Below are 12,344 nucleotides of genomic sequence, written 5' to 3'. Positions count from 1 at the left end.
TGCCCCTTTTTCGAGCACCGGCGCGCTGCTTCGCGGCGCCGGACGGTTCGAGTATAGGCGGGGGCACGAGCGACCACCGCGCCGCACCCGCGTGACAAACTGGCGGGGTGAAGACCATCCAGCTGCGCAGGTACACCCTCGTCGACGGCGAGTATGACGCCTTTCTGTCCTGGTGGAGCGAATGGATGCCGCGGGTGCGACCCGCGGCCGGCTTCACGATCGAGTTCGCCCTCGGCCTGCCCGCGACGAATGAGTTCGTCTGGGCGGTCAGCGCGGAGGGCGATGAGGCGGAGTTCCTGGAGCGCGAGAGCACCTACCTGGCCTCGGATGCGAGGGCGCAGGCGTTCGACGGCGTGCCGCAGCGCGTCGCCGACTACAACATCCGGTTCGTCGACGAGATCGCGTAGGCCCGCTCAGCCCCCGACGGCCGCCCAGCCCCTCGAGTCCGGCTCGGCCGGAGGGCCGCTCAGCCCCCGAGGGCCTCGCGGATCACGCTCGCCGACCGCTGCAGGCGGTCGGCGATCTCGGCGGGTTCATGATCGCTCGCGACGTAGACGACAGCGATCGCGGCCGGCCGACGCCCGCGGAGGCTCAGCGGCACCGACACCGATCGCAGGCTCGGGATGACCTCGTCGTGGCTCGTGGCGAAGCCGCGGGTGGCGGCATCCGTCACTTCCTCCGTCAGGCGATCGCAGACCTCGCCGGGCCAGTCGCCGCGGGGGAGCGCGGACAGGATCGCCTTCCCGGGTGCTCCGACCGTCACCGGATGCCGCGTCCCCGGCCGCTGCGCCACCGACGCGATGGCGTGGCGCGGCTCGACACTGACGAGTGTGACGCACTCGTCGTGGTCGAGCACCACCAGGAAGCACGTCGTGCCGAGCTCATTGGCGACGGCCGTCAGCTCCGGCAGGGCCTCCGCCTGCAGGTCGGAGGCGACTCCCGCGGCGAGGGCGGCCATGCGCGCTCCGAGCTGGATGCGCCCCGCGCTGTCGCGCGTGATGAGTCCATGGTCCTCGAGGGTGCGCAGCAGACGATAGGCGACCGAGCGGTGCACGCCGAGCAGTCGCGCGATCTCGTCGATGGACAGCGCCGCGCGCGCATCGGCGAGGATCTCCAGAATCCGGATGCCGCGACTCAGCGTCTGAGAGGCGGGTGAGGCTGCGGCATCGTGCGTCGTCATTGTCTCGCCCCTTGCCGCGCGCGCCGTGGTCGTATACGATCTGTTCAGTAGTAGAACGATCTGTTCGAATATAGAACAGTTCAAACGTTCTCCACAAGCACCGTATGACCTCGACACCGCCGTCCGAGGAGGATCCGAATGCAGTTCCATCACCACGGGTACGTGTCCGGTGAGCCGCGCGTCCAGGATGCGATGGGCACCGGCATCGACCGCCCCGCAGAGCTTCCCGACCGGATGGACGTGCTCATCGTCGGATCCGGCCCGGCCGGCATGCTCCTGGCTGCGCAGATGTCGCAGTTCCCTCAGGTGGCGACGCGCATCATCGAACGCCGCGACGGTCGCCTGGTGCTGGGTCAGGCCGACGGCATCCAGCCTCGCAGCGTCGAGACCTTCCAGGCGTTCGGCTTCGCCGAGCGCATCGTCGCCGAGGCGTACAACATCGCGTACATGAACTTCTGGGGCCCCGACCCGGAGAATCCGCGCAACATCGTGCGCACCGCCCGCACGGAGGACTACGCGTTCAAGATCAGCGAGTTCCCGCACCTCATCGTGAATCAGGCCCGCGTGCTGGACTATTTCGCCGAGGCCGCCGCGCACGGGCCCGGGCGCATCGTTCCCGACTACGGCATCGAGTTCGCGGGACTCACCGTGCACGACGCCGGCGAGTACCCGGTCGAAGTCCGCGTACGGTACGCGGCAGGCCGGCGTGCCGGGCAGGAGCGGACGATCCGGGCGAAATACGTCGTCGGGTGCGACGGCGCCCGCAGCGGAGTGCGGGAGGCGATCGGTCGCAAGCATGTCGGCGGCATCTCGGCGCACGCCTGGGGCGTCATGGACGTCCTCGTGAACACCGACTTCCCCGACTGGCGCACCAAGTGCGCCATCAACGCGGAGGCCGGGAACATCCTCCACATCCCGCGCGAGGGCGGCTACCTCAGCCGCATGTACATCGATCTCGGCGAGGTCCCCGAGGGCGACAACCATCACGTGCGTCAGACGCCGATCGAGGAGATCATCCGCCGGGCGAATGAGATCCTGCGCCCCTACTCGATCGACGTGAGGCAGGTCGCGTGGCACAGCGTCTACGAGGTGGGCCACCGGGTCACCGACAAGTTCGACGACGTGCCGGTCGGAGACGAGCGCGCTCCGCGTGTGTTCCTCACCGGTGATGCCTGCCACACGCACAGTGCGAAGGCCGGCCAGGGAATGAACGTCTCGATGCAGGACGGATTCAACCTGGGCTGGAAGCTGGGGCACGTGCTGACCGGGCTGAGCCCCGAAGAGCTGCTTGCGACGTACTCGGCCGAGCGCCAGCCGGTCGCGCAGCAGCTCATCGACTTCGACCGCGAGTGGTCGTCGCTGATGGCGCGCAAGCCAGAGGAGATCTCGGACCCGCAGGACCTCGCGACGTATTATCTGGCGACCGCCGAGTTCCCCTCGGGGTTCATGACGCAATACGGACCGTCGGCCATCGTCGGGGCGGCCTCGCACCAGGCGCTGGCGGCGGGCTTCCCTCTCGGCAAGCGTTTCAAATCGGTCGAGGTGGTGCGCGTGTGCGACGGCAAGGCCGTCCACCTCGGCCACCCTGCCAAGGCCGACGGCCGGTGGCGCATCTACGCGTTCGCCGACGCGCCGGCCGCGGGCGAGCCGTCGGCGCTGGCCGAGTGGGCCGCCTGGATGTCTTCGCCCGATTCGCCGGTCGCCCGGCATACCCCGGTGGGAGCCGATGTCGACGCCGTGTTCGACGTGAAAGCGATCTACCAGCAGGGGTTCGAGGACGTCGACATCGCGAAGGTGCCCGAGCTCTTCCTGCCTCGGACCGGCCCTCTCGGGCTGACGGACTGGGAGAAGGTCTACGCGGCCGCGCCGAGCGCGTGGACGACGGCGGACATCTTCGCGGAGCGCGAGCTGTCGCGCGACGGCGTCGTCGTCGTGGTGCGCCCCGACCAGTACGTCGCGGACGTGCTGCCGCTGACCGCGACGGAGGAGCTCGCCGCGTTCTTCGCGCGGGTCCTCGTTGCGCACAGCGTGCCCGTTGCGGGTTGACCCTCCGCGGCGCACACCCGGGGAGCCCGCGCTGTACGTGCCGTACATCGCCGGTCGGACGGACTCCGACCAGAATGGGCTTCGAGCCACCGACCGGGGATGCTGCAGCATCCCGACCTGACGAGGGAGTCCCCGTGACAGACAACCGCGAGACCGAGCTGCTGGCGAAGGTGCCGGGCGCCCTGTTCATCGGAGGCGAGTGGCGTCCCGCGACGAGCGGCAAGACGCTCAAGGTCTACGACCCTGCGACCGGCGCGGTGGTCAAGACGATCGCAGACGCCTCGCCGGAGGACGGCAAGGCGGCTCTGGATGCTGCTGCCGATGCGTTCCCGGCGTGGGCGGCGACGCCGCCGCGCGAGCGTGCGGAGCTTCTGCGCCGAACGTTCGATCTGCTGCAGGAGCGCAAAGAGGAGTTCGCCCTCCTCATGACGCTGGAGATGGGCAAGCCGCTCGCGGAGGCGCGCGGCGAGGTCGCCTACGGCGGCGAGTTCGTTCGCTGGTTCAGCGAGGAGACGGCCCGCATCCAGGGCCGGTACGGCCCCAATCCGGAGGGCACCGGCCGCATGATCGTGTCGCAGCATCCCGTCGGGCCGTGCTTCCTGATCACGCCGTGGAACTTCCCGCTCGCGATGGCGACGCGCAAGATCGCGCCGGCGCTCGCCGCCGGTTGCACGGTCGTGGTCAAGCCGGCGGAGCTGACGCCGCTGACCACGCTGTACTTCGCGAAGCTGCTCGAGGAAGCGGGGCTGCCGAGGGGAGTGGTGAACGTCTTCACCACGTCGACCTCGGGCGCCGTGTCGGAGCCGATCATCCGCGACCCGAGGCTGCGGAAGCTGTCGTTCACCGGCTCGACTCAGGTGGGGCAGCGGCTGCTCGAGCAGGCGTCGCAGGGGGTGCTGCGCACGTCGATGGAGCTCGGCGGCAACGCTCCGTTCGTCGTGTTCGATGACGCCGACCTCGACAAGGCGGTCGACGGAGCGATCCTCGCCAAGTTCCGCAACATCGGCCAGGCGTGCACCGCGGCGAACCGCTTCCTCGTGCACCGGTCGGTCGCCGACGAGTTCGCCCGCCGCGTCACCGAGCGGGTGCAGGGATTCAAGATCGGTCGCGGCACCGAGGACGGCGTGATCATCGGTCCGCTCATCGACGATCGGGCGGTCGCCAAGGCCGAGCAGCTCGTCGGCGATGCCGTCTCGCGCGGAGCGCACGTGCGCACCGGGGGCAGCGCCATCGACGGCCCCGGCACCTTCTACGAGCCCACCGTCGTGGTCGACGTGCAGCCCGGCAGCGACATCCTCAGGGAGGAGATCTTCGGGCCGGTGCTCGCGATCGTGCCCTTCGACACCGAGGACGACGCCGTGCGACTGGCCAACGACACCGAGTACGGCCTGGTGTCCTACGTGTTCACCGAGTCGCTCGCGCGCGGCCAGCGGATGATCGAGCGCCTCGAAACCGGGATGATGGGGCTGAACGTCGGCGTCGTCTCCAACGCCGCGGCGCCCTTCGGCGGCTGGAAGATGTCGGGCCTGGGCCGCGAGGGCGGCGCCGAGGGGATCCACGAGTATCTGCAGACGAAGTACACGCTGACCCCGAACCCGTTCTGACTCGAGCCGGGCGTTTCGTCTCGCTTCGCGTTCCGGTCGTTGAGCCCGCAGCGGCCAGACGCAACGTCGCCCGCCCCGGCGCCGGCTTCCGGACCCATGCTGTCCTCGGTGCGCGGCAGAATGTCCCCGTGAACACCGCACGGGTGATCGACCGCCGCCTGCGCTCGCACCGGCTGAGTGCGCCCGCCCGCACGATTGCCGAGGCGGCCCAGCACATGCTCGCCACGCAGGGCCAGGAGTTCTGGGGCGGCCGCTGGGCTCTGGCCGCCCGCACGAAGGGCGCGCCGAGCGTGCGCGACCTCGATGCGGCCTTCGATCGCGGCGAGATCGTGCGGTCCTGGACGATGCGGGGCACGATCCACGTGATCCCCGCGCGCGACCTCGCATGGGTGCTCTCCCTGACAGCCGAGCGCCAGCACCGCGCCGCCGCCCAGGTGCGCCGCGTCGAGGGCATCGACGCCGCCGAGCTGGCGAAGGCGGAGCGACTCACCCTCAGCGCGCTCGCCGGCGGCAGCAGGCTCACGCGCAAGGAGCTGTTCGCCGTCCTGGAGAAGGGCGGCGTGTCCACCGAGCGGCAGCGCGGCTACCATCTTCTCGTCGCCCTCTCGCTGCGTGCTGTGGTGTGCCAGGGCCCCGTCGTGCCGCGCGAGAGCGGACCGACCCGCGAGCAGTACGTCGTGCGGACCGACGAGTGGGTGACGGATGCTGCATTCCCCGTCGACCCGCCGGCCGAGTTCTTCGCCCGGTACATCGCCTCGCACGGCCCGGCCGGGGCGCGGGACTTCTCGTGGTGGTCGGGGCTGCCCCTCGGTGTGTCCCGTGCCGCGGCCGAGGCGGCATCCGATCGATTGAGCATCGTCTCCGACGACGGCGAGCCGCAGTACGTCTCCGCGGGTTCCGGCCCGCGCCGCTCCGCAGGCGCCCACAGCGTGCTCGCCCTGCCGCCCTACGAGGAGTACTACCTGTCCTACACCGACCGCACCGTGCCCTGCGCCTCGGAGTTCCTCGCGCGCATCGGACCGAGCATGAACGGCATCGTCCGGCCGCTGCTGCTGGCCCGGGGCGAGGTGGTCGGCGTCTGGACGCATTCGCTCGCGGTCGGCCGGCACCGGGATTCGCCGGTTCCCGAGCTGTTCGCGCCCGGTGCGGCGACGGCTGCCGAGGTCGGTGCAGCGCTGGACCGCTACCGTGCCTTCATCACCGCCTGAGCGCTGCCGTGCCACACTGTGACCCGTGACGCCTGTATCGACGCCGAGCGGGCCTCCGCGGCGCCACCGCCGGGCCCTGGTCGTCACGCTCATCGCGGCGATCGCGCTCGTCTACATCGTCGTCGTCGCGCTGTACGCGATCAACGACCGTTTCGCCTCCATCGAAGGCTGCACCGACGAGCCGCCGAGCGATGCCATCCTGCTGTCGTTCACCCCCGAGTCGGTGGATGCGGTCGCCGATCGCCTCGTGGCCAACCTCAGCGTGCTCTCGTTCGGTCCGATCGCCACCGGGAACACCGGACTCCTGACCGACCCGCTCACCGTCCTCGTCAGTGACACCGACGGGCCGCGTTCGTTCACGATCGCGGCCGACGAGATCCCGTCGCCGCAGTCGATCCGACTGATCACCAGCGGCTACGTCGAGCGGTGGCCTTTCGACTCGCACAGCGTCGACGTCGCGTTCGTCTCCCTGCAGACCGTCGACGGCGAACCGACTCCGATCCCGACACTGCTGTGCGGCTCGGCCCACGTGCCCGGCTGGAACTTCGCATCGCAGGAGGTGGCCGGCACGGAAGAGGTCGTGATCGACGGCGAGCCGGTGACGCAGCTGCGCATCACCGCCACGCGCTCGGTGGCCACGGTCGCGTTCGGGATCGTGATCCTCATCCTCATGGCGGTGCTGCCGGTGCTCGGGCTGACGGTGGCGATCGTCGCCTATCGCGGGCTGCGGAGGGTCGAGCCCACCCTGATGAGCTGGATGGCGGCGATGCTCTTCGCGACGATACCGCTGCGCACCTTCCTGCCCGGCTCACCGCCGATCGGCTCGTGGGTCGACTACCTCGTCGTGCTGTGGGTGGTCGCGGGCCTGGTCCTCAGCCTGGTCATCTACGTGAAAGCGTGGCTGAAGTGGAGCCCACCCGGCGGGCGTGCCGCAGCGGATGCCGGCGCAGTGCCGGTCGGCGTCGCCGTCGCGGCATCCCCTGACGCGGCCCACGGCGCTCGCCACAGCGACGCCCCCGCCGCGGACGCAGCCGGCGGCGACTGACCGGCGCGTGCGGCGCGGGATCAGCGCTGAGCGTGCCGGTCCAGGAACGTGTAGACCTCGTTGTCGTCCACTCCGGGGAACGCGCCGCGGGGGAGCGGCGAGAACATCTGCATGTGCACGCGCGCGCTCGGCCACGCCTTGCCCTTCCACCGCCCCGCGACATCGGCGGGCGGCCGCCGGCAGCACGACTCATCGGGGCACGTCGACGATGCCCGCTTCTGCGTCTCGCGGCCGCGGAACCACTTGGCGTCGTCGAACGGCACCCCGACGGTGATCGAGAAGTCGCCGTCGGCCGTCGAACCGGTCTGCGTCGAGCACCAGTAGGTGCCTGCCGGAGTGTCGGTGTACTGATAGTGCTCGGTCGTGCGGTTCTGCTCCGAGAACGCGGCGCGTGCCGACCACTTGCGGCAGAGGATCTGTCCCTCCACCGACCCGGTCACGTCGTGGGGGAGCGGCAGGTCGTCGTTCTCGTACACGCGCGAGATCGCTCCCGACCCGTCCGCACGCAGGAAGTGCAGCGGGATGCCGAGGTGGTGGGTGAGCAGATTCGTGAGCCGCATCCCCGCAGCCTCATGAGTGACGCCGAACGCGTCGCGGAAGTCCTCCACGGCGAGGTTGCGGTCCTTCTTCGCCTGCGTCAGGAAGGCCACCGAAGCGGTCTCGGGCATGAGGGCGCAGGCGGCGAAGTAGTTGATCTCGAGCCGCTGCTCGAGGAAGTCGGCGTAGTCGGTGGGCTGCTGATGCCCGAGCAGCCGGTGTGCCATCGCCTGCAGCGCCATCGACCGCAGCCCGTGCCCGCCGGGGATCGACGCCGGGGGCAGGTAGATGCGGCCGTTCTCGAGGTCGGTGACCGACCTCGCGGAATGGGGAAGGTCGTGCACGTAGAGCAGCTCGAAGCCCAGCTGCTCGGCCATGATGCTCACTGTGCGGTGGGTGAGGGCGCCGGACGCGTGCCCTGCCGCCTTGAGCTGCTTCTCGGCGAGCTGCTCGATCTCACCGAGGTAGTTGTCCCGGTCGCGCATCCGCAGTCGCAGCTCGGTGTTCGCGCGCCGCGCCTCCTCCGGGGTCGCGATCGCCTCCCGCTCCCGGCGCTGCAGCTCGCGGTGCAGGCCGAGCAGGGACTCGATCGTCTCGTCCGGGATGCCCTTGGTGACCTTCACGGCGGGGATGCCGAGCTGCCGGAACACCGAGCTCGCCTGCGCCCGTTCGAGCTCGATCTCGAGTGCCGCGCGTCGGTTCGGCGGCTCGGACGAGAGCAGGTCGGTCACCTCGACGCCGGTGGCCGTCGCGATCGACTGCAGCAGTGAGAGCTTCGGCTCGCGTTTGCCGTTCTCGATCAGGCTCAGCTGGCTTCCCGCGACGCCGACGAGCTCACCCAGCTCGTCGAGGGTGAATCCCCGCGACACCCGCTGATGACGGATGCGGTGACCGAGCGTGGACAGTTCCAGAGACGTGGGCGGCATTCCTTGATGATACAGAAAGAATCGCATTTCTTGATTCCAAAACGGGCCGAAACTCCCGGATATACCTTCCATAGTGGAGGAAGAGCACCGATCTGAATCGATCGAAGAGGAGAAATCATGGCCCTTGCCGACATCTTCACCCGACCGGCCCCGCGCGAGACCCGGCGTCCCGCGCCGGTCCCCGCAGCGTTCGGCCGGCGTCCGGTGATCGAAGGCGACGGCATGGCGGCGCTCTTCGAGTGGGTCGACGAGATCGCCGAGCTGACACAGCCGGACCGGATCCACTGGGTCGACGGCTCACGCGCGGAGAACGACGCGCTGCTGCACGAGATGGTCGCCGAGGGCAAGATCATCAAGCTCAACCCCGAGTGGCGTCCCGGGTCGTACCTCGCCCGCTCCCACCCCAGCGACGTCGCCCGCACCGAAGGACGCACCTTCATCTCCTCCGAACGCGAAGAGGACGCCGGTCCCACGAACAACTGGGCCGACCCCGCCGAGATGCGCGAGACGCTCGACGGGCTCTTCGCCGGCAGCATGCGCGGCCGGACGATGTACGTCGTGCCGTTCTCGATGGGCGCGGTCGGCGGCCCGCTCTCGCACATCGGCGTGCAGGTCACCGACAGCCCGTACGCTGTGACCTCCATCGGGATCATGACGCGCGTCGGCGCCGACGTCATCCGTCAGATCGCGGCGGGCGCCCCCTGGGTCAAGACCGTCCACTCGGTCGGTGCTCCTCTGCAGCCGGACGAGCAGGACGTCGCGTGGCCGTGCAACGACGAGAAGTACATCGTGCACTTCCCCGACACGCTCGAGGTCTGGTCGTTCGGATCGGGATACGGCGGCAACGCCATCCTCGCGAAGAAATGCTTCGCCCTTCGCATCGCCTCGGTGATCGGCCGCGATGAGGGCTGGCTCGCCGAGCACATGCTGCTCATCCGCGTCATCGACCCGAAGGGCCGCGCGTTCCACGTCGCCGCGGCCTTCCCCTCGGCCTGCGGCAAGACCAACCTCGCGATGCTGCGGCCCACCATTCCCGGATGGCGCGTCGAGACCCTCGGCGATGACATCGCGTGGCTGCGTCCCGGCGATGACGGACGCCTGTGGGCGATCAACCCGGAGGCCGGCTTCTTCGGCGTGGCGCCAGGCACGGGCGAGTCCACGAACGTCACGGCCGTCGAGACCCTGTGGGGCAACACGATCTTCACCAACGTCGCGCTGCGTCCGGACGGCGACGTGTGGTGGGAGGGCCTCACCGACGAAGCACCCGCAAACCTCACCGACTGGGAGGGCAACCCGTGGACGCCCGACTCGGGTCGCCCCGCGGCGCATCCCAACTCGCGCTTCACGGTCGGTGCCGCACAGTGTCCGCAGATCGCCGATGACTGGAACGCGCCCGAGGGCGTCCCGCTCGACGCGATCCTCTTCGGCGGCCGTCGGGCGACCAACGTGCCCCTCGTCGTGGAGGCCACCGACTGGACGCACGGCGTGTTCATGGGCTCCAACGTCTCGTCAGAGCGCACCGCCGCCGCCGAGGGCACCGTCGGCGAGCTCCGCCGCGATCCGTTCGCGATGCTCCCGTTTTGCGGCTACAACATGGCGGACTACTTCGGGCACTGGCTCAAGGTCGGGCAGAAGCTGCGCTTCGACCGCGCGCCGCGGATCTTCCAGGTGAACTGGTTCCGCAAGGGCTCGGACGGCCGGTTCCTGTGGCCCGGCTTCGGCGACAACTCGCGCGTGATCGACTGGATCATCCGCCGCATCGACGGCTCCGTGCCCGCGGTCGACAGCCCGATCGGACGCCTCCCGCGCACCGAGGACCTGAACCTCGACGGCATCGAGGTGTCCGAGGACGACCTCGAGGAGCTCTTCGCGATCGACCGCGACTCGTGGCTGCGGGAGGCCGAGCTCACCGAGGAGTTCTACGCGACCTTCGAGGGACGGGTCCCGGCGCCGCTGCAGGCCGAGCTCTCCGCGCTGCGATACCGCCTGACCCACAGCTGACCGCCGCGAAACCCTCCGGCTTTCCCGCGACCCTCCGATCCGCGCGCGCGGATCGGAGGGTCTCGTACGTTTCGGAGGGTTTCGCGCCCGTCGAGCTGCGAAGGCGCCTCAGACCAGCAGCTGGTGCCGTGCGAGATCGCGATACAGCGGGGTCGAGGCGACCAGCTCGGAGTGCGTCCCCTGGCCCACGACCTGCCCGTGGTCGAGCACGACGATGCGGTCGCTGTCCACCACCGTGGACAGCCGGTGCGCGATCACGATGAGGGTGCGGTCGGTGGCGACCGCGTCGATCGCCTCGCGCATGCGCTGCTCGTTGACGCCGTCCAGGGAGGACGTCGACTCGTCCAGGAGCAGGATCGGGGGCGCGGCGAGCAACGCGCGCGCGATCGCGAGGCGCTGGCGCTCGCCGCCCGAGAGCATGACGCCGTCCTCCCCGACCGGCGCCTCGAGGCCCAGCGGGTTGCGCTCGAGCACCTCGGTGAGGTTCACCGCGTGCAGCACGCGCTCGCACTCGGCGTCGGAGGCCGCGGGTGAGCCCAGTCGCAGGTTGTCGGCGATCGTGCCTGCCAGGGTGGGGGCATCCTGCTCGACGTAGCCGAACTGCGCCCGCAGCTCCTCGCGGGGCAGCAAGCGGATGTCGCGGCCGTCGAGTTCGATCGCCCCGCCCGTCGGATCGTAGAACCGCTCGATGAGGGAGAGCACCGTGCTCTTGCCGGCACCGCTCGGACCGACCAGTGCGATCCGGGCTCCGCGCGGCACGTCGAAGGTCACCCCGCGGAGGACGTCTCGATCCGTTTCCGTCATGCCCGCGGCGCCGGCATCCCTCGTCCTGTCGAGATGCACCTGCTCGAGCACGGCCCGCGCTTCCGCCGCCGCGGCCTCGCGCGCGGCGACGACGGCATCGGGGTAGCGGAACCGCACGTCGCGGAAGGCGATCGCGGGCGACGGCTGGATGCGGTCGGCAGCGCGCGGGCCCTCTGCCCGTCGAAGCGCGGCCGCCGCCGACTCGTCGCCCTGCTCCTCGGTCGGCAGGTCGAGCACCTCCTGAATGCGGCCGAGTGCTCCCAGCGCCTGGTTGACCGACGTGATCGCGCCGAACGTCGAGCCGAGCGGGGCGATCAGCATGAACAGGAACATGATGAAGGTCACGAGCGAAGCGATCGTGATCGCACCCGAGGCCACCCGGAACCCGCCGACTCCGAGAACGACCAGAAGGGAGACCTGGAGCGCGATGCCCGCGATCGGAACGACCAGCGCGGAGACCTTCGCGATGCGCACGCCCACGGTGTAGGCATCCGTCGCGAGCGACGAGACCGACGAGACCTCGCGCTCGGTCGCCCCTGCAGCCCGGACCGTGCGGATCGATCCGACGGCGCGCTCGACGCCCGACGCGAGCGCGCCGACCTTCTCCTGCTGCTCGGTCGAGGCGGTGCGGATGCGGCCGCTCAGCGCGGTGACGCCGAGCACCGAGATGCCGATCACGACCACGATGATCGCGAGCAGCACCGGGTCGATGATCGCCATGGCGACGAGCGCGCCGACGAACAGCAGCGCGTTGCCGATCGAGTCGGCGAGCCCCTGCGTGAGCGCGGAGTAGAGGAGTGTCGTGTCGCTGCCGACGCGCGAGACGAGGTCGCCGGTGCGGCGCGCGTCGAACTCGCTGACGGGCAGGTGCAGGATGCGCGCGATGAGCCGGCGGCGGCTCGAGTAGACGACGGCCGTGCCCGTGCGCTGCAGCAGGTAGTGCTGCCACCCCGAGATGAGCGAGGCCAGGAGGACGAAGCCGACGAGCGCCCA

9 protein-coding genes are annotated in these 12,344 nt (G+C 70.0%); 6 read left to right on the top strand and 3 right to left on the bottom strand.

The window, feature by feature from the left end; translation table 11 throughout:
- Positions 1-107: 107 nt before the first annotated feature.
- Positions 108-407, top strand: a complete 300-nt coding sequence (locus VFX99_RS02220) for a hypothetical protein (protein WP_329664688.1) — start codon at positions 108-110, stop codon at positions 405-407.
- Positions 408-466: 59 nt separating this feature from the next.
- On the opposite strand, the gene VFX99_RS02215 is transcribed toward VFX99_RS02220, so the two are convergent.
- Entirely contained in the window at positions 467-1,180 is a 714-nt protein-coding gene (locus tag VFX99_RS02215) for an IclR family transcriptional regulator (protein WP_329664687.1), read from the bottom strand.
- A 138-nt stretch (positions 1,181-1,318) separates the two neighbouring features.
- Between VFX99_RS02215 and VFX99_RS02210 the strand changes: the two genes are divergently transcribed.
- From VFX99_RS02210 to VFX99_RS02195, 4 genes are all read left to right on the top strand, one after another.
- Positions 1,319-3,226: an FAD-binding monooxygenase gene (locus VFX99_RS02210; protein ID WP_329664686.1), complete on the top strand. Its 1,908-nt coding sequence runs from the start codon at positions 1,319-1,321 to the stop codon at positions 3,224-3,226.
- Positions 3,227-3,360: 134 nt separating this feature from the next.
- Positions 3,361-4,830, top strand: a complete 1,470-nt coding sequence (locus VFX99_RS02205; protein WP_329664685.1) for an NAD-dependent succinate-semialdehyde dehydrogenase — start codon at positions 3,361-3,363, stop codon at positions 4,828-4,830.
- Positions 4,831-4,958: 128 nt separating this feature from the next.
- Positions 4,959-6,038 (top strand): winged helix DNA-binding domain-containing protein, encoded by a 1,080-nt coding sequence (locus VFX99_RS02200; protein WP_329664684.1) that lies wholly within the window; start codon positions 4,959-4,961, stop codon positions 6,036-6,038.
- Between the two features lie 25 nt (positions 6,039-6,063).
- The gene (locus tag VFX99_RS02195) at positions 6,064-7,083 is read left to right on the top strand and encodes a DUF4436 family protein (protein WP_329664683.1); all 1,020 of its coding nucleotides are present in this window, start codon (positions 6,064-6,066) and stop codon (positions 7,081-7,083) included.
- Positions 7,084-7,103: 20 nt separating this feature from the next.
- Here VFX99_RS02195 and VFX99_RS02190 read toward each other — a convergent pair whose 3' ends face one another.
- Positions 7,104-8,546: a helix-turn-helix domain-containing protein gene (locus VFX99_RS02190; RefSeq protein ID WP_329664682.1), complete on the bottom strand. Its 1,443-nt coding sequence runs from the start codon at positions 8,544-8,546 to the stop codon at positions 7,104-7,106.
- Between the two features lie 117 nt (positions 8,547-8,663).
- Here VFX99_RS02190 and VFX99_RS02185 point away from each other — a divergent pair, with 117 nt between their 5' ends.
- Complete coding sequence (locus VFX99_RS02185; protein ID WP_329664681.1) at positions 8,664-10,547, top strand: phosphoenolpyruvate carboxykinase (GTP); 1,884 nt, start codon at positions 8,664-8,666, stop codon at positions 10,545-10,547.
- Positions 10,548-10,655: 108 nt separating this feature from the next.
- Here the strand turns inward: VFX99_RS02185 and VFX99_RS02180 are convergent.
- Positions 10,656-12,344: ABC transporter ATP-binding protein (locus VFX99_RS02180; RefSeq protein WP_329664680.1), on the bottom strand; the 1,689-nt coding region annotated here is incomplete at its 5' end.

It is taken from the genome of Microbacterium sp., assembly GCF_036277215.1.
In the GTDB taxonomy this organism is placed as follows: Bacteria; Actinomycetota; Actinomycetes; order Actinomycetales; family Microbacteriaceae; genus Microbacterium.
Note: the sequence above shows the minus strand (reverse complement) of the source record. Positions and strands in the feature narration are given on the sequence as shown.